The sequence below is a fragment of the Arthrobacter sp. zg-Y20 genome, assembly GCF_030142075.1.
In the GTDB taxonomy this organism is placed as follows: Bacteria; Actinomycetota; Actinomycetes; order Actinomycetales; family Micrococcaceae; genus Arthrobacter_B.
This window is the reverse complement of sequence record NZ_CP126241.1, coordinates 811,421-833,725: the sequence shown is the minus strand read 5'-3', so window position 1 is coordinate 833,725 and position 22,305 is coordinate 811,421. Positions and strand designations below refer to the sequence as shown.

General features: G+C 67.4%; 21 protein-coding genes. 12 read left to right on the top strand and 9 right to left on the bottom strand.

The window, feature by feature from the left end; translation table 11 throughout:
• Positions 1-2 precede the first annotated feature (2 nt).
• On the top strand, positions 3-1,379 hold the full coding sequence (locus QNO06_RS04005) for an ROK family transcriptional regulator (RefSeq protein ID WP_227913364.1): 1,377 nt from the start codon (positions 3-5) through the stop codon (positions 1,377-1,379).
• Here the strand turns inward: QNO06_RS04005 and QNO06_RS04000 are convergent.
• A complete protein-coding gene (locus QNO06_RS04000) occupies positions 1,372-2,505 on the bottom strand; it encodes an NAD(P)/FAD-dependent oxidoreductase (protein WP_227913365.1) in 1,134 nt (377 codons plus the stop codon). The genes QNO06_RS04005 and QNO06_RS04000 overlap by 8 nt on opposite strands.
• A gap of 86 nt (positions 2,506-2,591) precedes the next feature.
• Here QNO06_RS04000 and QNO06_RS03995 point away from each other — a divergent pair, with 86 nt between their 5' ends.
• Positions 2,592-3,647 carry a nucleoside hydrolase gene (locus tag QNO06_RS03995; protein ID WP_227913366.1) on the top strand — a complete coding sequence of 352 codons (1,056 nt, stop codon included), beginning with the start codon at positions 2,592-2,594 and terminating at the stop codon, positions 3,645-3,647.
• Positions 3,648-3,676: 29 nt separating this feature from the next.
• Here QNO06_RS03995 and QNO06_RS03990 read toward each other — a convergent pair whose 3' ends face one another.
• Both QNO06_RS03990 and QNO06_RS03985 read right to left on the bottom strand, forming a co-directional pair.
• The gene (locus QNO06_RS03990) at positions 3,677-4,336 is read right to left on the bottom strand and encodes a class F sortase (RefSeq protein ID WP_227913367.1); all 660 of its coding nucleotides are present in this window, start codon (positions 4,334-4,336) and stop codon (positions 3,677-3,679) included.
• 8 nt (positions 4,337-4,344) lie between these two features.
• Positions 4,345-5,118, bottom strand: coding sequence for a hypothetical protein (locus tag QNO06_RS03985; protein ID WP_227913368.1), 774 nt, complete (start codon positions 5,116-5,118; stop codon positions 4,345-4,347).
• Positions 5,119-5,438: 320 nt separating this feature from the next.
• Between QNO06_RS03985 and QNO06_RS03980 the strand changes: the two genes are divergently transcribed.
• Positions 5,439-6,065 (top strand): sigma-70 family RNA polymerase sigma factor, encoded by a 627-nt coding sequence (locus QNO06_RS03980; protein WP_227913369.1) that lies wholly within the window; start codon positions 5,439-5,441, stop codon positions 6,063-6,065.
• Positions 6,062-6,808, top strand: coding sequence for an anti-sigma factor (locus QNO06_RS03975; protein WP_227913370.1), 747 nt, complete (start codon positions 6,062-6,064; stop codon positions 6,806-6,808). The genes QNO06_RS03980 and QNO06_RS03975 overlap by 4 nt, the downstream gene beginning before the upstream one ends.
• Positions 6,809-6,831: 23 nt before the next feature.
• On the opposite strand, the gene QNO06_RS03970 is transcribed toward QNO06_RS03975, so the two are convergent.
• The 6 genes from QNO06_RS03970 to QNO06_RS03945 all read right to left on the bottom strand — a co-directional run bounded on the left by QNO06_RS03970 (position 6,832) and on the right by QNO06_RS03945 (position 15,695).
• On the bottom strand, positions 6,832-7,704 hold the full coding sequence (locus QNO06_RS03970) for a 3-hydroxyacyl-CoA dehydrogenase family protein (RefSeq protein WP_227913371.1): 873 nt from the start codon (positions 7,702-7,704) through the stop codon (positions 6,832-6,834).
• Positions 7,694-8,491 carry an enoyl-CoA hydratase/isomerase family protein gene (locus tag QNO06_RS03965; RefSeq protein WP_227913372.1) on the bottom strand — a complete coding sequence of 266 codons (798 nt, stop codon included), beginning with the start codon at positions 8,489-8,491 and terminating at the stop codon, positions 7,694-7,696. The genes QNO06_RS03970 and QNO06_RS03965 overlap by 11 nt, the downstream gene beginning before the upstream one ends.
• A gap of 88 nt (positions 8,492-8,579) precedes the next feature.
• Positions 8,580-9,689: a GDSL-type esterase/lipase family protein gene (locus QNO06_RS03960; RefSeq protein WP_227913373.1), complete on the bottom strand. Its 1,110-nt coding sequence runs from the start codon at positions 9,687-9,689 to the stop codon at positions 8,580-8,582.
• Between the two features lie 91 nt (positions 9,690-9,780).
• Positions 9,781-12,174: a DUF7937 domain-containing protein gene (locus tag QNO06_RS03955; RefSeq protein WP_227913374.1), complete on the bottom strand. Its 2,394-nt coding sequence runs from the start codon at positions 12,172-12,174 to the stop codon at positions 9,781-9,783.
• A 181-nt stretch (positions 12,175-12,355) separates the two neighbouring features.
• Complete coding sequence (locus tag QNO06_RS03950) at positions 12,356-14,782, bottom strand: hypothetical protein (RefSeq protein ID WP_227913375.1); 2,427 nt, start codon at positions 14,780-14,782, stop codon at positions 12,356-12,358.
• A 529-nt stretch (positions 14,783-15,311) separates the two neighbouring features.
• Positions 15,312-15,695 (bottom strand): variant leucine-rich repeat-containing protein, encoded by a 384-nt coding sequence (locus tag QNO06_RS03945; protein WP_227913376.1) that lies wholly within the window; start codon positions 15,693-15,695, stop codon positions 15,312-15,314.
• Between the two features lie 307 nt (positions 15,696-16,002).
• On the opposite strand from QNO06_RS03945, the gene QNO06_RS03940 reads away from it, so the two are divergent.
• The 8 genes from QNO06_RS03940 to QNO06_RS03905 all read left to right on the top strand — a co-directional run bounded on the left by QNO06_RS03940 (position 16,003) and on the right by QNO06_RS03905 (position 22,303).
• Positions 16,003-17,112 carry a DUF475 domain-containing protein gene (locus QNO06_RS03940; protein WP_227913377.1) on the top strand — a complete coding sequence of 370 codons (1,110 nt, stop codon included), beginning with the start codon at positions 16,003-16,005 and terminating at the stop codon, positions 17,110-17,112.
• Between the two features lie 12 nt (positions 17,113-17,124).
• Entirely contained in the window at positions 17,125-17,715 is a 591-nt protein-coding gene (locus QNO06_RS03935) for a TerD family protein (RefSeq protein ID WP_227913378.1), read from the top strand.
• Positions 17,716-17,739: 24 nt separating this feature from the next.
• A complete protein-coding gene (locus tag QNO06_RS03930; RefSeq protein WP_227913379.1) occupies positions 17,740-18,321 on the top strand; it encodes a TerD family protein in 582 nt (193 codons plus the stop codon).
• 30 nt (positions 18,322-18,351) lie between these two features.
• Complete coding sequence (locus QNO06_RS03925; protein ID WP_227913380.1) at positions 18,352-18,933, top strand: TerD family protein; 582 nt, start codon at positions 18,352-18,354, stop codon at positions 18,931-18,933.
• A 98-nt stretch (positions 18,934-19,031) separates the two neighbouring features.
• Positions 19,032-20,222, top strand: a complete 1,191-nt coding sequence (locus QNO06_RS03920) for a toxic anion resistance protein (RefSeq protein ID WP_227913381.1) — start codon at positions 19,032-19,034, stop codon at positions 20,220-20,222.
• Between the two features lie 38 nt (positions 20,223-20,260).
• On the top strand, positions 20,261-20,779 hold the full coding sequence (locus QNO06_RS03915; RefSeq protein WP_227913382.1) for a hypothetical protein: 519 nt from the start codon (positions 20,261-20,263) through the stop codon (positions 20,777-20,779).
• Positions 20,780-21,331: a TerD family protein gene (locus QNO06_RS03910; protein WP_227913383.1), complete on the top strand. Its 552-nt coding sequence runs from the start codon at positions 20,780-20,782 to the stop codon at positions 21,329-21,331.
• A gap of 9 nt (positions 21,332-21,340) precedes the next feature.
• The gene (locus tag QNO06_RS03905) at positions 21,341-22,303 is read left to right on the top strand and encodes a hypothetical protein (RefSeq protein WP_227913384.1); all 963 of its coding nucleotides are present in this window, start codon (positions 21,341-21,343) and stop codon (positions 22,301-22,303) included.
• The last annotated feature ends 2 nt before the right edge of the window (positions 22,304-22,305 follow it).

Below are 22,305 nucleotides of genomic sequence, written 5' to 3'. Positions count from 1 at the left end.
AGTTGGTAGCCACAACATATTCCGGCGAAGCGGGGGTGTCAACGGTTTCAGCGGGTACGCTGAAAGCGGCAGCCGGGCCCAAGCAGGGGCTGGCAGGCTGGTACACGGGCAGCTTCACGGGCAGTTTCACGGGCAGGGGGATCGGCGGCATGGCCGGCAGGAACAGCAAGACCACGGGCCCGGCCGGAGGCGGGACCGACAGCCTGCGGGCAACTAACCTGTCCCGGGTGCTGACCCTGCTGCACCGGCACGGACCGCTGTCCCGGGCCGAGCTGACCCGCCGGACCGGTTTCAACCGCTCCACCGTGGGCGCCCTGGCCGGGGAACTGGCCGCCATGGGTTTGGCGTATGAAACCAATCCGCCCGCCGGACGGGTGGGGCGGCCCAGCCCCCTGGTGCACCCCAATGAGCAGGTGGCAGCCGTGGCGGTCCATCCCGACGTCGACGCCGTCACCGTGGGGTTGGTGGGCCTGGGCGGGCGCGTGCACCGGCGAATCCGCTGCGAAACACCCGCCGCCCCCGGCGTCCCGGACACCGTGGAGCTCACCCGTGCCGCCCTTGCCGCAATGTCCGGCGAGCTGGAAACCCTGGACCGGATTGTGGGAGTGGGCGTAGCCGTTCCCGGGCTCACCCGCACCACCGACGGCCTGGTACTGCTGGCTCCGCACCTGGGCTGGCGGAACGAACCGCTGGCCGCACCGCTGGCGGAAGCCCTGGACCTGCCGGTCTTCGCCGGCAACGACGCCACGCTGGCCTCCGTGGCCGAAAGCCTATTCGGCGCCGCCGTCGACGCCGGTAACGCCGTGTACCTCAACGGCAGCGCCAGCGGCATCGGCGGCGGAATCATCGCGGCCGGCGAACCCCTGCGCGGAGCCGACGGATACGCCGGCGAACTGGGCCACACCATGGTCCGCAGCAACGGGGCACTGTGCCACTGCGGCCGGCGCGGCTGCCTGGAAACGGAAGTGAACCTGCCCCGCCTGCTGGCGGCACTGGGTCTGGAACGCGCGGACCAGGACACGTTGGATGCCGCCATGGCCGAACCCCGTTCCGCCGCGGTTCGGGCCGAAGCGGACCGGCAGCTGGACCACCTCGCCGTGGCGCTGACCAACTTCGTGAACATCTTCAACCCGGAGACCATAGTGCTCGGCGGTTTCCTGGGCACGCTGTTTGCCTGCAACCCGGAGCGGCTGCAGGGCTCCGTGGCCGGCGACGCCATCGCCGGCCTGGGCGGGCGGGTGCAGCTGCGCCGAGCGGCCCTGCGCTCGGAGCTGCTGCTGGTGGGTGCCGCCGAACTGGTGTTCGCACCGCTGTTGGCCGCGCCGTCGGCGGACCCGGCGAACGGCGCCGCCGCACTCTCCGACGTCGAGGCTAGCTGAAGCGTTCCGCCCGGAACCCGGCCAGCAGCGGATGCCGGCGGCCAGTGAGGATTTCACCGGCCAGCAGCTCGCCGGCAATCAGGCCCAGCGTTGCACCGGAGTGGGTAAAGGCCACAAAACAGCCGGGCACGGTGGGGAGTTCCCCCAGCACCGGCTCGCCGTCGCCGGGAATCGGTTTGCGGCCGGCCAGATGCTCCGCCGCGCGCAGCTCCGGCTGCCCGGCCAGCACCTTGGACGCCTCTCCAATCAGCTCCTGCACCACGGCCGGATCAATGGCGTAGCTGCCGTCCGCGTTCCGCGTGATCCGGTCCAGGTACCAGGAGGAATCCATCGCCAGCCGGTTGCCCGGATGCGGACGGACCGAGACGCGCGGCGTGTTCAGCACCGCGGCCAGAGATGTTTCCACCGGCTCGGTGATGACCAGCAGGGCCAGGTCCGAGGCATCCGGAAGGTCCACCCCCAGCGGCCGCACCACGGCAGGAGTATCGGCACCGGCCGCCACCAGCACCGCATCAGCGGCAATCCCGCGTCCGTCCGCGAGCCTCAGTCCTGCTGCCCGCCCGTCCGCCAGGACGACGGCGGCCTTCCCGGCCCCGGTTACCAGTTCACCGCCGCGGGCGGTGAACTCCTGCATCAGGTGCTGCACCAGGTGCGGCAGGCTCACCCAGCCTTCGCCCGGGTTGTGCAACACCGGACCGGTGACGGCTTCCGGGGCCACCGCGGGGTCGATGCCCGGCAGCACGTTCACCGCGGTGTCCTGCGGCAGCAGCCGGGAGTCGTAGCCGTGCGCCGCCTCGGTGTCGTGCCGCTCCCGCGTGTCCGCCTCATCAGCGGCTGACGCCCAGTACAGTCCGCCGCCGAAACCCAGCCAGCCAATCCCCGGGTTCTGCGCCAGCAGCGTGCGGTAGCGGTCAATGCCGGCCAGCCGCAGCCGGTGGTAGGCCCCAGACTTTGGGCCCGCGGAATTCAGCCAGGCCAGGGACCGGCCGGACGCCCCGCTGGCAATGCCTGCCTCAGTCACCAACACCACCGCGGCCCCGCCGCGCAGCAGCTGCACCGCCGTCGAAACACCCATGATGCCGCCGCCCAGCACGGCAACGCGCCGGGTCCCGTTGGTGTCCGTCATGGCCATCCCCTTGTCCCTGCCCGAAGTGTCCTATTCTCTAGATACCTTCCCTGCCCGCGGGCAGCAGATCAAACGAAAGCCGGCGTGTGCCTTCCTCTCCTCCTTCCCCTCCCACGTCCCGGCCACAGCCGCCGGTTCCCGTCATTGCCGACGTCGACACCGGTATGGACGATGCCCTGGCCCTGACGTTCCTGGCCCGCAGCCCGCGAATCGACCTGCGGGCCGTCACCTGCGTTTCCGGGAACACCGACGTCGACCAGGTGCTGCGCAACACCCTCGATGTGCTGGCGGTGGCCGGGAGGCCGGACATCCCGGTGGCCCGCGGAGCCGAACGGCCGCTGATCAACGAACCGCGCAATGCGCACGCCTTCCATGGAGCCAACGGATTGGGCGGGCTGACCCTGCCGGTCAGTCCGGCGGCTCCCTCGCCGCTGGCCGCCGTCGAGCTGCTGCACCGCACCATCGAGGACTCCCCCGAACCCGTGACGCTTCTGGGCATCGGACCGCTGACCAACATTGCCGTGTTCCTGCGTGCCTATCCGCGCACGGCACGGAAGCTGGCCCGGATTGTGTTTATGGGCGGGTCGGCCGGGATCGGCAACGCCACGTCGCATGCCGAGTTCAACGCCTGGCAGGACCCGGAGGCACTGGCCGTGGTGCTGGATTCCGGCCTGCCCGTGACCATGTACGGGCTGGACGTTTTTACCCTCGCCACCGTGGACGCGCAGCAGTACCTGGCCTTGGAGGGGTCCGGCGATCCGGGTGCACGGCTGGTGGGGACGCTGCTCGCCTCCGGGGCGCGCGCGGCGGTGCAGGCGGCGGCACCGGCGGCGGTTCCGGCGGCGGCACAAACGCTGGCGCAGGCCGACGACGGCGGGCTGCCGCCGGTGACCATGGGCGACGCCGGGGCAGCCTGCCTGATCGCCGCACCCGAGACCGTGGTGCTGCAGGACTATCCGGTCCGGGTGGAACTGGCCGGGCACAGCCGGGGACAGACCCTGGTGGACCGCCGCGTGATTGCCGGCGAGGACACGGTGCACGGACTCCTGGCCCCGGCGCCCGTGATCTCGGTGGCCACTGCCCTGGACCACGCCGCCATAACGGAAACCTTCCTGCAGGCTGTGTCATCGCCGGCGCTTTGACTTCCTAGCGGACGCCCGGGATGCCGCGCTCAGGGCACCAGCGTCGCGTACACCACGTAGTTGTCGTCAAATTCGCCGCTGGCTGCGTCAAATCCGTCGCAGGTGATCAGCCTCAGCTCCGCCGCCTCGGTGTTGCCGTACACCTCCAGGGTCGGAAAGTCGGCCTTCCCGTACTGCTCTCCGCGGTCCACGGTGAAAACCGCCGTGGAACCGTCCTCGCGGGCAACGTTGATGCGGTCCCCCGGGCGGAGGTCGCGCAGGCCGGCAAAGACGCCCGGGCCGCCGCCGGTGGCATTGACATGTCCCAGCAGGACTGCCGGGCCGCGGTCGCCGGGCGCCGGCGAGCCTGTGTACCAACCCGCCGGTGAGCCCGGTGGTTCCGGGGGAACCTCAAGTGTGCCGTCATCGCGCAGCCCCAATGGCAGCAGCTGCGAGTTTGTTCCGATGGCCGGAATGGACAAGGAAACAGGGGCGGCAGCCGCAGGCTGCGCAGCGGACGGGGCCGCCGTCGCAGTGGGCGGGGCCGCCGGCGCAGCGGATTCAGCAGCCGGTGCCGGAAGGGCCGTGGACGCCGTGGACGCAGCCGGACTACTGCCCTCCGGCATGGTGTTTCCCGCACAGCCGCCCAGCAGGAGGAGGGCGGCCGCCGCGCCGGTCAGCACGCGGCGGCCGTGTGCAGATGCCTTCATGGCATCCGCTAGGCGCGCGCGCGGCGGCGGAGGACAGCTACCGCTGCACCGGCCAGCGCCAGGAAGCCAAATCCGGCGCCGGCGACGGCGGTGCCGGCAGCACCGTTGTCACTCTCCACTCCGGTATCAGCACCGCCGGCGGGCATGTCGGCCATCTGCGAGCCGACCAGCGTGCCGCAGGCGGCGGGCAGGGTTGCCGCTGCAGGCAGGGACGGGTCCAGGTCGGACATCTTCGCGGCCGCGGCCTCAGGCATCCGTGACGGGTCCACACCGTGCACCACAACCACCGCACTGCCGTCCTTGAGCGAAGCGGCCGTCTCCGGGCTCAGTTCCAGGGTCCGCTCGTAGGTGTAGGACGATCCGCCCGGGAAGCGTTCCACAGCCAGCGCGGAATCGGGGCTGCTGTCGCCCTCAGTGGTGAGTGAGGTCCCGATGTGTCCGTAGAACGGGTGGCCTTCGGTGGTGTTCACCACGCCGTCGCCGTCTGTATCGGCATCCGGCCCGGGGCAAACACCCTGGGCCGCGATGTGGATGTGCTGGGCATGCGGGAAGGGTCCGTCCATAAAGGTCTCGGCAGCACCGGACACGTTGACGGTGACCTGGGCTTCGGTTCCGTGGACCTCCACCATGGCTTGTCCCGTGGTGCCGGAATTGTTCATCGTGTTCAGTGTGGCCTGGCTGGACCAGGAGTCCTCGCCGTGGGCCATCGCCGGACCGGTGGACAGCGCCACGGCACCCAGGGCCAGGGTAGGAACAGCAAGCAGACGCATCTTCTTATTCATGATCGTGTCCTTCGTGAGGTCGGGTGTGTGTAACAGCACAGGTTCGGAGCCGAGCCGCGAGCGGATGGGTCGCGGGAAGAAAAACCTGCAGAAGCTTCCCGGACCGCCCGTTCCCGCCGGACCCGTCCGTTCGGCGTCCGGCGGCGAACAGTACATATGGACAGACAGCGGATAAACGGCGCACATGGGCCGGACAGCGGACGTGGATCCCGGTGCGGGTGGCGCCGCGGAGTGGTGATGTGACAGTCTTCTCGGCGGGAACGCCCGCCACCGCACCGCGGTTGGGGCGGGGTAGTCGAAGGGACAATCCGTGGAAGCGAATGAATGACCCGCGCATAGACCGGAGGGATCCCGGTCAACCGGCTTCCGCGGATACGTCCCCCGAAGGCGGCGAAAACCACGGGCCGGACCTCGCGGACCTGGTGCGGCGCAGCGGAAACGGAGATGAAGCGAGCTTCGCGGCGCTCTATGACGCCACCTCCTCGAAGGTCTACGGCTTGGCGTTACGCGTGGTCAGGTCCCCGGAGATCGCCGCTGAAGTTGTCCAGGAGGTTTATTTGATGGCCTGGCAGCAGTCGGAGCGGTTCGATTCGGCGCTGGGCTCGGTGCCGGCTTGGTTGTGTACCCTCGCCCACCGCCGGGCCGTGGACCGGATCCGCCAGTTGGTCCGTGAGCGTGAGCGGGAACAAACCTATGAAGAAGAGCGGACCGAACCGCCAGCTGACCAAACCTGGCAGGAAGTGGAACAGAGTATGGACGCCCACCAGGTCCGCGACGGGCTGGATACCCTCAGCCCCCTCCAGCGCGAGGCGGTGGCATTGGCCTACTATCAGGGATGCACGCACCGTCAGGTGGCCGAGCACCTCGGCATTCCACTGGGCACGGCCAAAGCCCGGATCCGTGACGGGTTGAAGAGTCTCAAATCAGTGCTGGGGGGAGAACGGTGAACAGCTCAGACCGCCATGTTGGCGCCGGCACCCTCCATGAGCTGGCGCCGCTGTATGCCGTGGACGCCCTTGAGCCGCAGGAACGCATCGGCTTCGAGCAGCACCTGGCAAAGTGCCCGCAGTGCCGGACCGAGGTGGCGGAGTATGCCGAGGTCGGCGCCTATCTGGCAGCCCAAACACAGGAAGAGCCTCCTGCGGAGCTGCGCAGTTCGGTGCTCGCGGCCATCCACGGCACCAAGCCGGGGCAGATGGCCGAGGTCGCTTCCCTGGACGAGCGGCGACGGAGCCGCCGTCGTTCCCTGCTGGCCACGGCGGCAGCCGCCGTCCTGATTCCGGGCATTGCCCTGGGCGGTTGGGGACTGGGCGTCCAGTGGGAGCAACGGCAGCAGGAGCAGTCCGCAGCAGCCGAACAGGTCCGTGAGAATTCTTTGTTGTCCGCACCCGATGTCACGACCCACCGGCTGGACGTGAACGGTTCGCCGGCCACACTGGTCATCTCGCAGGACCAGGACGCGGCGTTATTCGTGGCCGGCGGCCTGCCGGATGCGGGCGAGGGTGAGGAATACCAGCTGTGGCTGCTTGAGGACGATACACCCATCCCCAATGTGCGCTTCACCGGCGGTGATGTCCGGATCTGGGTCGACGGCGATGTGTCCGCTGCCGGGGCAGTGGCCATGACCGTGGAACCGGAGGGCGGCTCGGAAGCACCTACGCTGCCGATCCTCGCCGTCGCCGAGCTCTAGCATTCACCCGTGCGGCCCAAGGGCTATTCGTAGCTGAAGAACCCCTGCCCGGTCTTGCGGCCCAGCTCGCCGCGGGCCACCTTGTCGCGCAGGATCTGCGGCGGGGCGAACCGGTCCCCCAGCGTGGAGTGCAGGTACTCGGCAATGCCAAGCCGCACATCCAGCCCCACCAGGTCCGTGGTGCGCAGCGGTCCGGTGGGGTGCCGGTAGCCCAGCGTCATGGCAGCGTCGATGTCCTCGGCGGAGGCCACGCCTTCCTCCACCATGCGCATGGCTTCCAGGGCAATCGCAACACCCAGGCGGGAGGAGGCGAAGCCGGGGGCGTCATGGACCACGACGGCGGTTTTGCCCAGGGCGCTGATCCAGTCCCGGGCGGTGCGGGCCAGTACGTCGGAGGTGGCGGCCCCCAGGACCAGTTCCACCAGCTTGGAAGCAGGCACCGGGTTGAAGAAGTGCAGGCCGCAGAAGCGTTCGGGGCGGGACAGTTCGGCGGCCAGCTTGTCCACGGACAGGGAGGAGGTGTTGGTGGCCAGCCAGGCGCCGTCGTCGAGCTGTTCCTCCACAGCCCGCAGCGCGGCAGCCTTTAGCGCGAAGTCCTCCGGCACCGCTTCCACCACCAGCCCGCAGCGGGCAAACTCGGCATAGTCCACGGCAAACACGGCACGTTCGGCCAGCTCGTCGGCGCTTTCATCGGTATCGCCTCGTTCCACGCTTTTGGCGAGGGACCCGGTGACACGGGCGCGGGCGGCGTCGGCGGCGTCCCTGTCGCGTTCCACCACCACCACCTCCGCTCCCGCGAGCAGGAAGGCATGGGCTATGCCGGCGCCCATCCGTCCGCCGCCCAGTACACCCACCCGGTCCGGAACGACGGCGGTGTTCTCGTTTTCATCGGTCACGGCCGGTCTCCTTGCGGTCCAGGAACGCCTGCATGCGTTCAAACTTGGCGGCGGACTCAAACAAGATGCCCTGGGCCAGGTTGTCGATCAGCGGGTGGGCCTCCCGCGGAGCGGAAAACGCGCTTTTGGTCAGGCGGAGGGCCAGCGGATCCGCGGCACCGATCCGGTCTGCGAGCGCGTGGGCGGCCGGCAGCAGCTCGGCCGGTTCGTGCAGTGCGGTAACCAGCCGTGCGGCGAGTGCTTCATCAGCGTCCAGGATCCGGCCTGCCAGCAGCATTTCCTTCGCCAACGGTTCCCCCACCAGTTCCTTCAACCGCCAGGTGGCACCGGCGGCGGCCATGATGCCCAAGCCTGCTTCCGGCTGGCCGATCTTCAGCCGCGGAGTGCCCAGCCGGAAATCGGCAGCATAGGCCAGTTCAGCTCCTCCGCCCAGCGCGTACCCGTCCAGCGCGGCAATCACGGGCAGCGGCAAGGCGGCAAGGCGGGCGAAGATCCCGGAGTTGATGCCTGCCAGCGCGTCGTCGCGGCGCCGTTCGCGCAGCTGGGCAATGTCGGCTCCGGAGGCAAAGACTCCCTTCCCCGACACCTCGGTGCCGGAGAGGATCAGCGTGCGCGGCCGGCGTTCAAGCTCGGCGCATACTGCGTGGAGTTCATCCACCATGAGCTGGTCGATGGCATTGCGGACCTCGGGCCGGTTCAGCCGGACGTGGATCCGGTCATCTCCCTCGGTGACCAGCAGCGTCGAAAATCCGTCCAGCGCTGCAGCGCCTGGCGGGCGGTTTGTCACGGCGGCACGTCCTTTCGTTCCCCGCCCGCGTCCTTGCAGGCTGTCCCGGTCCAGTATTACCCAGCATGCCCGTCCGATATGACACGGCTCACTGGGTTCCCGGTGCCGGGTTCTGATCCGCCCAGCGGATCAGCTCACGGGTCATGGCCCGGTAACCGTCCCGGGTGGGATGCAGCAGCTCCTGGTCCGCGGCCCGTGAGCCGGCTGCCTCCAGCAGGCCGGAAACGTTGGCGGAATGGACATAGGGGTCCCGACTGCAGGCGCCGTGTCCGGTCAGGGCGCCCTCCACCTCATCCACGTAGAAGATGTTGGCGGCAGGGGAAGCAACCACGGCGGAGCGGATGGTCGCGTTCAGGTCGGTGATCAGCTGGCGGGCGAAGGCCTGTTCGCCGGGGTCCAAGCGTCCGCAGCCGTCCTGCGGAGCGTCGAACAGCTGCGGATACGGGAGCACCAGCACCGGTACGGTGACGGCGGCCGCCGTGCGGGCATAGGCCTCGGCCAGGGCCGGCTGCAGGCCCGCGAGCTGCTCTGTCGCGTCCTCCCGCAGCTGCGGGTTCTCGCTGCAGGACTGCGCCTCGAGCAGGCACGCCTGCAGGAGGCCGGCGAAGTCCAGGTCATTGCCGCCTACTGAAAGCAGTACAAGCGTGGGGTCTGCGGCCTGGAGCTGTGCGAGCTGGGCGGGCACAGATTCGGCGTCCCGGCCGGAATCGCCGGTCACCAGTTGCTGCAGCTCTTCAAGGTGGCCGGTGGTGGCACGGGAACAGGCGATATTTGTAATGTTCTCGGGCGCAAACAGGTCCGTTCCCACCGGGTGCAGGCTGCGGTGGCAGGAATCGCGGTAGCCCGGAACAGCCGGCCGATAATCTCCGGCGCCTTCACCCGCAGCGAAGGAGTCACCCAGCAGCACCAGGCGGCCGGCGTCGCCGCTTCTGCCGGCCAGCCAGCCGGAGGGCACCGGGAGGGCCGCCACGTTCGGGTCGGGGGTGGAGGACGGCGCCGGCGTCGAGGACGGGGCCGGGGGTGGCGCTGCCGAGCTGGGGGCGGCTGGCGTTGGGGCGGATGGGGCGGGCCGGTGCTCCGGTGTGGTGCCCGAACAGGCAACCAGGAACACGGCCATGCCCGCGGCGGCCGCCGTCCTGCGCCGCACCCTGATGTTCCTGCGGGACCGCCCGGAGAACAGCAGTTTCGGTGTCCTCATAATGCCCCTCAGGTGGTGTCGGATGAAAAGGCAGCCGGCGCCGTCGCTGGTGCGACGACGCCGGCTGCCGCAGTGCGGTGCGGTGCGGTACCTACTGCTGGCGGCGGTTCAATGCCTCATTCACAGCCGGATCGCCCAGCTGGCCAAGCCAGTTGAGCAGATCCGGGTACGTGGACGGGTTCGCCGCCACCGCTACCCGCGCCCGCGGATGGGTGGCCAGCTCCTGCAGCCGGGCCAGAGGCGTTGCCGGATCGGCTGCTTCTGCCAGGAGGGCGGCATCGGGATCGTCTGCGGGGACGCGGCGGACGGTTTCTTCGGCCGCTTCCTCTTCGGCGGGCGGCTGAACATCAGCCGGCGCCAGGTGCGCTTGCTGCTCCCGCGGGGTGTGCCCCTGAGGAGCCTGCTCCTGAACGGGTGCCTGCTCCTGAGCCGGGGCCTGCTGGTGCTGCGGCTGCCCAGGTGCCGGCTGGGTTCCCGGAGCGGACTGCTGCCCGGGGAACTGCTGGCCCGGTTGTCCGCCAAACTGCGGCGGCTGCTGACCCTGCGGACCAGCGAACTGCCCGGGCTGTGCCGGCTGCTGGAACGGAACCTGCTGCGCACCGTAGAGGGCTGCCGGCGTCGGAATGCCCGGAGTGTGCGACGGCGCCTGCTGGCCCGGAGCTCCTGCAAAGTTGAACCCGGTACGGCTGCCGGCAGCAGGCAGCGAGGTGAAGTGTGCGCGGACCGCACGGTTCAGCCACAGCACGGCAAGCACGCCGAAGGCCAGGATCCAGCCAAGCACCAGGACCATGGACTCGACTGGCGAGCTGGGAATACCCTCACTGAACGGTGAGCCATCGGATCCCGCGACCGCCCAGACAATCATCAGGATCAGGGCAATAACGAACAGCCCGACGGCGTAGGCACTGCCCATCACGAACGTGGACCGTCCGTCGCGGTAAAGCAGCCGCGGCGCCAGCACGGTGCCGACGGCCGCAACGAGGCCCAGGATCAGCGTGACTACCCAGGGGGCAATAACGTCGTACTCGTTCACCAAGGCCACGGTCAGGCCCACCAACGAAAAGACCACGACGGCGCAGGACAGGAGCAACGCCAGGAACAGGAACGGCTTAAGTGCAGCCTTGCGGTCGCCGGGGGCCGCGACAGTACGTTCCGTGAGACGGGCAACAGACGGTGCTGACATCACAACGCCGAACGCCATCCAGAACATCTGAGGGAAGCCGATCCAGCCCGGGGTGACTGAGATATCGAATGCTTGGGTTCGGGTCAGCGAGATAAGGGCCAGGAATGCGGTGCCCACGCCCAGGACGACACCCAGGAAGCGCCAGGGGTCTTCCCCACGCCGGACCCGCAGTGTGATGAAGGCCAGGATGAATACGGCAAGGCCCGAACCCAGGATGGCCAGGACCAGACTGACCCCCATGTGGTCGACATCGATGTCCTCCGACACAACCTGGATCGCTGCTTGGACAAGGTCAACAACTACGACAACTGCGGCGAGACCCACCACGCCAAACGCGATGAACAGCCAACGCCGGTTCCGGGCGCCGTCGGCGTCTCCATCGGCAATTTCCGCGCGCCGCGGTTGTGCGGCAAGCAGCGCTCCGGCCAGGCCGAAGGCCACCGCTGCACCCAGCCCGTAGAAGTTGGAGTAAGCGTCCTTGGCCAGCATGCTCAGGACCAGATACACGAGCACCAGCACCACGTACGGGACATTGGCCAGCAGCCTGATGTCCTGAATGGCCCGGTAACCAACCTTCTGTCCCAGCATTCCGGCACGCCAGAGGTAGCTGACGCCAAGGGAGAGCATGCTGAGGATGGTGATCAGCAGGACGTCGACCCGGCCCCAGGCCTTGGCCTCGTTCTCTTCGTAGGTGTCAAGTCCCCAGCACCAGGTCATAAACAGCGAAAAGAACAGGGCCAGGAACGCAATGCCGTCCCGGACATAGTCGCTGACCGGGACGCCGGCAAATGCGGACGGACGCTTGGGCGCCTGCTGCACGGGCGGCTGCGGGTAACCCTGCGGGTAAGGGTAGCCCTGCGGCGGCTGCTGCTGGCCATAACCCTGCGGCTGACCCGGCAGGCCGTAACCCTGCGGCGGCTGCTGACCGTAACCCTGCGGCGGCTGCTGACCGGGCTGGCCATAACCCTGCGGCTGACCGTAACCCTGCGGCGGCTGCTGACCGTAACCCTGCGGCCGACCCGGCTGCGCGAAGCCCTGCGGATGACCCGGCTGGCCCGGCTGACCGTAACCCTGACCCGGCTGGGCGAAGCCCTGGTGGGGGTGGCCTGCGGCGGGGGCACCGGCGGGGGCAAACTGCGGCTCACGTACCTCGGCGGCGGCTGCAGGGGTCCCCGCGCCGGCGGACTCCGGTCCGGCCGTTCCGGCTTCGCCGGCAGGACCGGCCGCAGGAGTTTCTCCGGAAGGACCCGAAACGGGCTGCGCCGGGGCGGAGCTGGTTTCCGGCGAAGTGTCGGCGCCCATGGCGTGCCCGCACTCCGGGCAGAACCGGCCTCCCGGTTCTTGTGGTTTACCGCATTCTGGACAGAATTTCATGGTGCCTTCCCTTGGGTTTCTACGTCGTGTGCGCCGGCAGTCGCCGGGAAATCTTGAAGAGTGGAGCACCGGTACCGGGACGGGCATGCGGTCCCGGTACCGGTGCACGTTACTTGCGTTCGATGCTGATGTTGTAGCTGAGCATCATGGAGCCGTCACCGCCGTCGATCATCCGGACGGTCATGGTGTGGCCCTTGCCGTCATTGGGATACGGGATGGGGAGCTCGCCGCGTCCTCCCTGCGCAATGTCCAGCTTGTGTTCCTGGCCGTCCAGGGTCACGCCGATGACAATCGGTGACGTGGAGGAACCCATCACAGTCACCACGGCCTCTGACTCGCCGTCGCTGGCAGCCATGTCGTGGCTCATGGTTTCCGCTGGCATCAGCAAGCCGTAGGCAGAGTCCTCCGGGGCGTCAGGCGCCGTCGAGGGCGAGGCGGAGGGTGACGGCGTCGTGGATGGCGACTTCGGCGACGTCGGGGACGTCGGGGACGTCGACGACGAATAGCCGTCGTCCTCGGTCAGCGTAAGTTCCTTGGAATAGTTGGTGTCGCTGCCGTTCTCGGCAAACTCGCCGTCCCATTCATAGCCGGCGAAGACCACCAGCTTGTAGTCACCTGCCGGAATCTCATCGCCGTAGCCCAGGGTGCCGATCTCTTCCTTGCCGTCCTCGGAGTACACGGTGATGGTGCCGAACTCGTATTCGTCTTCGGCCGTCAGTTCCATGTCCTCATCCAGGCTCAGGGAGAGCACCGCGTAACCGGCCGAGTTGAACTCCACCTCAGTGGCTTCATCGGGCACGATATCTCCGCTGGGATCCTCACTGCTGGCGAGCTGCATCAAGGCCAGGGCCTGCTCCCGGGTGAGCGAATCCGACCACCGAATCATCCAGTCAACAACGGTGTCCTCCATGCTGACCCGCCATTTGCCGTCCTCTTTGACCGTGGTCAGGGAGAACTCCTTCACCCCGCCGAACATCTCCGGCGACGCGTTCGAGGAGTAGCCGGAACCGTTCAGGCAGAAGCTGTCCGAATCTGTTTCACCCTCGATGCAGTCCTTGGTCACTGTGACCTCGTCGCCGTATCCGCTTTCCAGCGTGATGTTCTCGACGACGGCGCTGGCACGGTCTCCGTCCGTTTCACCTTCGGAGAAGCGCACGTCGCTCACGTTCAGTTCTTCCCCGGCCACACCCTCCAAGACCGAGTCGAACATTTCGCCGTAAAGGTACAGGAGGCCGCCTTCGTGGACGGACAGTGTTCCGGCCAGCGGCTCCACGCTCCCCTTGTCCATCACCTCGGGCAGCGACTCCACCATGGCCTGCGCCGCCTCGGCGGGACTGTTGCTGCCGCCTGCGGAATCCGGCACGGAGCCGTGGCCGAAGTCTTCGCTCTGGTTGACCATTTCCACCACGCTGTACGTGGGGCTGATGTACCAGCTGCCGTCACGCTTGGTGGCGACCAGTGTCAGGGCCGATCCGTCCGGTCCCAGCTCAGACAGCTTTGTGGTCTCGTCAATCTTTTCCTCGCCCGCGTCACCGGATGCTTCCAACAGGGACCGCAGCTGTCCGTTGGTGGCGTCCGGGTCCATCTGCACCCGGACTTCACCCTCGGTGTACTTGATCAGGGCCGTGTTCTCGTCAATCTCGGTGATTTCCGGCGCAACGTCCGTGAAGGTGATGTCGACGCCGTCGAACGTCAGTTCGTCCTCGTTTTCTTCCTCGCCGCGGCCAACCTTGTCCATGGCGTCTTGGATCCCGAATTCGTCCATCTTCTCTTCGACGTGTTCCTGCAGCCGCTGAAGCGGCTCACGCTCGTTCGGGGGAACCAGCCCGACCAGGGACACCACGTCCTTGGATTCGATAGATTCCAACAGCTTGTCTGCTGCAGCGTCCGGGGAGCCGGCGCCGCCGCGGACGATGTTCTGCACAAAGAAGTACGCTCCGATGCCCAAGGCAAGCAGGATCGCCAGGACCACAACCAGGATGATTACCTTGCGGTTGGGTTTTTTCGGCGTTTCGGAGCCCGACGGCGGCACACCGGGTCCGGCGGGGCCGTTGCCGTTGTTGTTCGCGCCGTTGCCCGGGCCGTTGAAGTTATTGCCGTTGCCCGGCCCGTATCCGCCGGGATTGGCGGAAGCGCCGGCACCCTGGCTCGGGGCGTGCTGGGCGAAGCTTCCGGCCGTTGCGTAGGCGCCGGTGGGGGCGACAACGGGCGGATCAAATACCGAGGTTGTCGGGGTGGACGCACCCGCTTGGGCCGGGGGTTGCTCGAAGCGCTGCGTCGGCTGGGGATCCGTAGGCCAGGGGGTCGGCTGCTCGAAGCGCTGCGTCGGCTGGGGATCCGTAGGCCCGGCGGCCGGCTGCTCGAAGCGCTGCGTCGGCTGCTCATTTTGGTCCCCGGAACCGGCTGTGCGCGAAGCATCCGGGTCGGCAGGAGCTGCGGTTCCACTGTCTTGCTGCGCCGGCTGAGGCGCCTGGCAGTTGGTACAGAATTTCCAGTGCGGCTGTAGTGCAGCGCCGCAGCTCGTGCAGTTTTTCAATTCTCCCCCAGGTAGTTACGCCCGGAAGGAGTAAGTGATGGTCCCCCCGAGCCAACAGATACGTATCGCAGAAGACCCTAGCACGCTGTTCGGCCCACTGTTGCGGCGGTCACAGGCGTGGGAACAAGGAATTCATCTGCGGATACAACCCGCCTGCAGCCAGCGGCGAAAGGTGCTGGTTTCCCCGGACCAGGACTCCCCCGGCGCACGCGGGTTCCCACACTCTGTTACTGAAGTGATTCGAGGGAACCCACCAGCCTCACCAATAACAGAGCGTGGGAAAAACTGCTCACCTAAGAAGCAGCGCCCCGCACTCCCCGCCCGCCGACCGACCCCGGTCCCTCCGCCCGCCGACCGACCCCGGTCCCTCCGCCGACCGACCCGACCCCGGATACAGGACATCCCGCCGCCCAGGTCCTGGTGCAGCGGGATGTCCCTTAGTTATGCAGTTAGTTGCAGTTAGTTGCAGTGATGCAGTGAGTTGCACCCGCCTCGGCTCGAGGCCGTGCAAAGCACAAACGGCCTGCAGCTAGGCTCCGCGCCGCGCGAGGGCCTCGTTTACACCGGCGTCGTCCAGTGCGGCCAGCCATTCAAGCAGTTCCGGGCCTGCCGCGGGGTTTGCGGCAACGGCAGGACGGGCCAGGGGATGATCGGTCGCCAGTTCCTGGAGCCGCAGATGGCTTGTGCCCGGATCCTCCGCTTCGGCAAGGATGGCCACCTCGGCCGGATCCACCTGCGAAGCCGGGGCAGCAGAGGCGCCGCCGTCAACAATGTCGGCCGCCGGAATGTTCATCACCGGGCTGGTGATCCGGCCCGCCTGGTCCTGGGGCAGCGCCTGGTCCTGCGGCAGCGTCTGGTCCTGCGGCTGAACATGATCCTGAGCCTGAGTGTGGTCCTGAGTGTGGTCCTGCATGCAGTCCTCCTTCAAACGGCGCCTTGGTAAGTAGGCTTTCCTTTATCCTTCCAGACGGCGGCCGCCCCTGCCCAATCAAGCGCCTCAGCAAGCACCCCAGGACCCCGGCCCACGGACGCCGCGCCGCGCGCCGCGGCACCGCCCCGCTCCGGCGTCCCCGCGGCCGCTACCGGTGGTAGTTGCCCGCGCCCTTTCAGGTGCGACATACTGAACCCCTAATTCCGTTTGGAACAAAGCCATCCTCTACCTAGTTTTTGCCTACCCCGGCCACCGGCTGCGTGCAGGAACTGAAGGAGCTGCAAGCAGAGTGTTTCTCAAGACTTTCGGTTGGTCGTTCGCCATTACGGCCGTCGCGCTGGTCATCGCGTTCTTCTACGGCGGGGTAGAGGCACTTGTCCTTTGCGCCATCCTGGGTGTTCTCGAAATCAGCCTCAGCTTCGACAATGCCGTGGTCAACGCGCGCATCCTCGAAAAAATGAGCCCCTTCTGGCAGAAGATGTTCCTCACCGTCGGCATCCTGATCGCCGTCGTTGGCATGCGCATCATCTTCCCGCTGCTGATTGTGGGCATCAGTGCCAGCATGAACCCCATCGATGCGCTGCAGCTGGCCCTGGAAAAGGGCGACCCGGAGCAGGAAGGCACCTACGGGTACATCCTGCACGAGGCACACCCGCAGATCGCTGCCTTCGGCGGCCTGTTCCTGCTGATGATCTTCCTGGACTTCATGTTCGAGGAACGCGACATCCGCTGGCTGCGCTGGCTTGAGGCCCCGCTGGGCAAGATCGGCAAGATCAACGGCGCCTCCCTCGTGGTTGGCCTCGCCGCCCTGCTGGCCGCAGCCCTGCTGGCCGATGACAAGCACACCACCGACATCTTCATTGCCGGTGTCGCCGGCCTGATCACCTACCTGCTGGTCACTGGGCTGGGCGACATGTTCGACGTCGACGGCGATGAGGATTACGACGCCGACGACGCCGAGGCGCACGAGCCGAAGAAGGGCCCCAACGGGCTGGTCAAGGCCACCGGCAAGGCCGCCTTCATGCTCTTCCTCTACCTCGAAGTCATTGACGCGTCCTTCTCCTTCGACGGTGTCATTGGCGCCTTCGCGATCACCTCGGACCCGATCATCATTGCCCTCGGCCTCGGCCTCATCGGCGCCCTGTTCGTCCGGTCCCTGACCGTCTTCCTGGTCCGCCAGGGCACCCTGGACGAGTTCGTGTACCTGGACCACGGCGCACACTGGGCCATCGGCGCCTTGGCCGCCATCCTGCTGCTCACCATCGAGCTCGAAATCAACGAGGTCATCACCGGTCTGATCGGCGTGGTCTTCATCCTCGCCGCCCTGACCTCCTCGATTGTCCGCAACAAGCGCGTGGCAGCGGCCAACGCCGCCAATGAACCCGCGTACACCAAATAACAAAGGAGAATCATGGGCCTGAGCCTGCAGAAAGGTCAGTCGCTGTCACTGACGAAGAAGGACGGCGGCGCACTGAGCAAGACGCGTCTGGGACTGGGCTGGGATTCCGCAGCCCCGGTCAAGCGTGGAATCTTCGGCACCAAGAAGGCCGCCGAAGTGGACCTGGATGCCTCAGCCATTTTCTTCGATGCCAACGGCAACGCCGTTGACCAGGTCTGGTACGGCCAGCTGGCCAGCAAGGACGGCTCCGCCAAGCACACCGGTGACAACCTCACCGGTGCCGGCGAGGGCGACGACGAGGTCATCCTGGTAAACCTGCAGGCCGTCTCCCCCGCCGTGCAGCAGATTGTCTTCGTGATCTCCAGCTACAGCCGGCAGACCTTCGACCAGGTGGAGAACGCCTTCTGCCGCCTGATCGACGACTCGACGCCGGGCAGCCCCGAAATTGCCCGCTACCAGCTGACCGACTCGGGCACCCACACGGCCATGGTCATGGCGAAGGTGTCCCGCGACGGTTCGGGCTGGAGCTTCACCGCTCTCGGCGAACGGGCCCAGGGCCGCACGGTCATGGACCTGATCCCCACCGCCGCCCGCTCGCTCTAACCGCACGTCTCAAAGGAGAGCACCTTGTCCAGCCTGACATTGTCCAAAGGAAGCAACCTTTCCCTCACGAAGGCCGATCCGGGGCTGGAACGGGCCCTGATCGGCCTGGGCTGGGACCCGCGCACCACCAGCGGGGATCCCTTTGACCTGGACGCGTCGGCACTGCTGCTGGGCGCCAACGGCAAGGTGCGCTCCCAGGACGACTTCATCTTCTACAACCAGCTGTCCGCCAAGGACGGCTCGGTGGTCCACCAGGGCGACAACCGCACCGGCCTGGGCGACGGCGACGACGAGCAGATCCTGATTGACCTCAGCATCCTGACCGACGACGTCGACCGCGTGGTCATTGTGGTTTCCATCGACCAGGCCGAAGCCCGCCACCAGAACTTCGGCCAGGTGCGCGACGCGTACTGCCGGGTGGTCAACCAGGACACGGACGCGGAAGTGGTCCGCTACGACCTCAGCGAAGACGCGGCAGCGGAAACCTGCATGATCTTCGCGGAGATCTACCGCAACCGCGGAGAGTGGAAGTTCCGCGCCATCGGCCAGGGCTACGCCTCCGGACTGTACGGAGTCGCCACCGACTTCGGCATCGCCCTCGACTAAACCCATCCCCCGTACTAGGAGCTGAATACCATGGCAGGTCTGACCCTCGCGAAGGGCAACAACCTTTCCCTCACCAAGACCGACCCCGGGCTGCAGAAGGCCGTTGTCGGCCTGGGCTGGGATCCCCGCACCACCACGGGCGAACCCTTCGACCTCGACGCCTCGGCCCTGATGATCGGCGCCAACGGCAAGGTGCGGTCCTCCGACGACTTCATCTTCTACAACCAGCCCGCAGCCAAGGACGGCTCCGTCACCCACCTGGGCGACAACCGCTCCGGCGCCGGTGAAGGCGACGATGAGCAGATCCTGCTGGACCTGACCTCTATGGCCGCCGACGTCGAGCGCGTGGTCATTGTGGTCTCCATTGACCAGGCCGACGTGCGCCACCAGAACTTCGGCCAGGTCCGCGGTGCATACTGCCGCGTGATCAACCAGGACAACGACTCCGAGATTGTCCGGTTCGACCTCAGCGAGGACGCCGCACCGGAAACCTCCATGATCTTCGCCGAGGTGTACCGCAACAACGGCGAATGGAAGTTCAAGGCCGTGGGCCAGGGCTACGCTTCGGGACTGGCCGGAATTGTTACCGATTTTGGAGTCCAGCTCAGCTAGGCTCTAGCTTCTCAGCTACACCCCTGCGGGGAGTGCTTCCGCGGGCCGGAACACTCCCCGCACCCATACCGCAGCTCACCTTACGAAAAGGCTGGACCATGACTTCACCGCTGACTCCCCCGGACGCCTCCGAAGCCCTGGTGCTTCAGGCACCCGAACCGCCCGCCCCGGTAGCGCCGAACGACGCTCCCGGAATGGTCCCGGTTCCGGAAGAACGCCGCAAGGAAATCGCCGCCCAGGCGCGTTCCTTCATGGAGGAAGTATCCAAGCTGGACGCCCGCAGCCCGGAGTTCACCGCCCAGGTGGATTCCATCAACAAGCTGGCCGGACAGGAAATGACCACGTCCGCCGGCTACTCCAGCCGCCTGCTGGACCGCTCCTCCACCTCGGTGGCCGGCGCCAAGCGCTCCGGCAACGACGCCCAGAAGAAGGTCGCCACCACTCTGGGCGACCTGCGCAGCACCGTGGAGGACCTGACCCCGAACCAGGCGAACCTGGGCACCGGCCGCAAGATCCTGGGCATCATCCCGGGCGGCAACAAGCTGGCCAAGTACTTCCAGAAGTACGAGTCCGCGCAGGTCCAGCTGGACAAGATCATCAAGTCGTTGATGGCCGGCCAGGACGAGCTGCTCAAGGACAACGCCTCCCTCGCCGGGGAAAAGGTGGAGCTGTGGAAGACCATGCAGACCCTGAGCGAATACTCCGTGCTGGCCGAGTCCCTGGACGCCGCCTGCGTGGAGAAGGTGGACAAGCTCAAGAACTCCGGGCAGATTGAACAGGCCAACGCCCTGGAAGCAGACGTGCTCTTCCCCATCCGGCAGCGCCGCCAGGACATCCTGACCCAGCTCGCCGTCTCCGTGCAGGGCTACCTGGCCATGGACCTGATCCGCAAGAACAACGTGGAACTGATCAAGGGCGTGGAACGGGCCCGCACCACCACCATTTCGGCACTGCGCACCGCCGTGATCGTGGCCCAGGCACTGGCGAACCAGAAGATGGTCCTGGACCAGATCGACGCCGTGAACGCCACCACGAACAACATGATCCTGAGCACCAGCGAAATGCTCAAGGACCAGACGGCGCGCATACACCAGCAGGCCTCCAGCTCCGGCGTGAGCGTGGAGACCCTGCAGCGGGCCTTCGACAACGTGTTCCAGACCATGGACGCCATCGACAACTTCCGTTCCGAGGCTGCCCGCAACATGGAGGGCACGGTGAAGTCCCTGGAGAGCACCATCACCCAGGCGAAGCCGTACCTGGAGCGCTCCCGCCAGAGCGAGTCCCGCTAAATGCCGGGCAGGGCAGCTTCCATGCATGAGGCACGGCCGTGGCGATAGGCAGGTTCTTCGGGTCCCTTTTCGGCAACACGCCGGAACCGGTGGCGGAGCTGGCGCAGCAAGGCGACCAGCCGCCGTCGGGCCCCGACGCCGAACACCGGGAGACCGTACGGTCACTGGTGAACCTGCGCACCGCCGTCCGCCGCGCCGGAGCTGCCCTGCCGCCGATGGTCTCTTCCATGGTCCGGCAGATCGATGACATCCTGGCCCCGCTGCTGGAATACGTGGGCAGCAACGGCGCGTCCACCGAGCAGCGGGTGCTGCTCAACGCCATCATCACCAACTACCTTCCGACTCCCCTGCGGGCCTACGTGGCCCTGAATGACCGGGAGCGGACCGACGATTCCGAGGCCACCGCATTGCTCGTTGAACAACTGACCATCCTCGAGGGCATCGCCCGGGATTTGGAGAACCAGGTCCGCACCGGTGCCATCGCCGAGCTGTCCACGCACGGCCGGTTCCTGGATGACAAGTTCTCCCCCTCCTCCCTGACCTTCGGGGAGCAGTAAATGGGTACCCTGGTGGCCGGCGCCAACGCCGCCCTGACCGCGGAAAACCCGGGCCTGACCTCGGTAATGGTGGGCCTGGGCTGGAATGTGATTCCCAGCCGCGGACCGCAGTCCGAGCTGGTGCCGCTGACCCTGCTCTGCGGCCCCGACGGCCGGGTCCTCTCCGATGACCATCTGGTGTTCTTCAACCAGATCGCCAGCCCCGAGGCTTCGGTGCAGTTCGCCGGCGACGAGGACGAAGAACAGATCGACGTCGACCTTTCCCGGGTGCCCGCGTCCGTTACCAAGATTGTGTTTGCCGTCTACGCGGACCCCGAGCTGCGCGGCCCGGGCACCTTCGCCGCGGTGCGCAGCGCCTACATCCGGGTGGCCCGGGCCGACGGCGGGGAACTGGTCCGCTTCGACCTGCCCGCCGCCAACCGGGACAGCATCACCGCCATGATGTTCGGCGAGCTGTACCGGCACCGCAGTGACTGGAAGTTCCGTGCCCTGGGCCAGGGATACACCACCGGGCTCCGCGGGCTCGCCGCCGACTTCGGATTCGACCTCTAGGCAATGGCCGTGAACCGTTCGCGTGCCGTGCGCACCGACCTCCCCTACCTGAGCCGCCGGGTCAAGCCGCGCGCCGCGGCAGCCCCGGTTGCTGCCGCACCGGCTGCCTCGACGCCGGTTTCGCCGTCGGCTCCGGTCTCGTCCGGGACGCCGGCAAGCCCGCCCCGCACGACGTCGGCTCCCGCAGCTCCGGCCCCGGGTTCCCTCTCACTTTCCCCGCCCCGGCAGCAGGCGGCACCGCCCACGGTCAGCACTTCGCTGTCCCTGGGGCTCTCCCCCAACGCCGAGGCGCACAGCAACCGGGCCACCGCCAACGACGCCGGCTCCCGCAGTTCCGGGTCCCGCGGTTCCGAGTCCCGCGGTTCCGGGGCGCCGTCGTCGTCCGCGCCGTCTTCCCCAGCCGCGCCCGCGGCCTCACCCTCCGCCCCCGCCCCGCTGCACACCCGGCTGTTCCCCGCCCCGGGCATCAAGGAGCTGCGCACCCTGGACACCGGCAACCCGGTCCTGCGCCTGACTCCGATGGAATCGGCAGTGGGCAGCCTTGCCGTCGCCGGGACCATCCGCGCCGTCTGGGAGGGCCGGGACTTCAGCACCGGCAGCCAGCCCGCACCCGGTCCCGGAATCCCCGCCGACGCCCTTGAGGGCGTGGCCGTGGACACCCCGGGCAACCGCCGGCTGGTCAGTTACGAAGATGACCTGGCCCTGATCGCGCTGCGCCATTCCGGGATGCTGCGCCGGGCACTGTTCTTCCCCAAGCCCAAACAGCCCATGAACGTGGGCCTGTTCAACGGGGAATCGGTCACCATCCCGGAAGCGGCCGGAGAACGCAGCTTCTACGTGCTCTCGGTCCTGCGGATCGGCAATGTGCTGGAGCTGCGCGCCGAGGTGATGCCCTACGGGATGGAACTCAAATCCATCTGGGAGGCCTTCGGCTTCAGCATGACCGCACGTTTCCCGTTCCGGGGGAACTGACG

Coding starts and splice junctions, on each gene's coding strand:
- QNO06_RS04000 (WP_227913365.1), bottom strand. CDS start 2,505: ATGACGGACACCAACGGGACCCGGCGCGTTGCCGTGCTGGGCGGCGGC.
- QNO06_RS03980 (WP_227913369.1), top strand. CDS start 5,439: ATGAATGACCCGCGCATAGACCGGAGGGATCCCGGTCAACCGGCTTCC.
- QNO06_RS03985 (WP_227913368.1), bottom strand. CDS start 5,118: ATGAATAAGAAGATGCGTCTGCTTGCTGTTCCTACCCTGGCCCTGGGT.
- QNO06_RS03945 (WP_227913376.1), bottom strand. CDS start 15,695: ATGCAGGACCACACTCAGGACCACACTCAGGCTCAGGATCATGTTCAG.
- QNO06_RS03920 (WP_227913381.1), top strand. CDS start 19,032: ATGACTTCACCGCTGACTCCCCCGGACGCCTCCGAAGCCCTGGTGCTT.
- QNO06_RS03960 (WP_227913373.1), bottom strand. CDS start 9,689: ATGAGGACACCGAAACTGCTGTTCTCCGGGCGGTCCCGCAGGAACATC.
- QNO06_RS03925 (WP_227913380.1), top strand. CDS start 18,352: ATGGCAGGTCTGACCCTCGCGAAGGGCAACAACCTTTCCCTCACCAAG.
- QNO06_RS03935 (WP_227913378.1), top strand. CDS start 17,125: ATGGGCCTGAGCCTGCAGAAAGGTCAGTCGCTGTCACTGACGAAGAAG.
- QNO06_RS03955 (WP_227913374.1), bottom strand. CDS start 12,174: ATGGGCGCCGACACTTCGCCGGAAACCAGCTCCGCCCCGGCGCAGCCC.
- QNO06_RS03990 (WP_227913367.1), bottom strand. CDS start 4,336: ATGAAGGCATCTGCACACGGCCGCCGCGTGCTGACCGGCGCGGCGGCC.
- QNO06_RS03910 (WP_227913383.1), top strand. CDS start 20,780: ATGGGTACCCTGGTGGCCGGCGCCAACGCCGCCCTGACCGCGGAAAAC.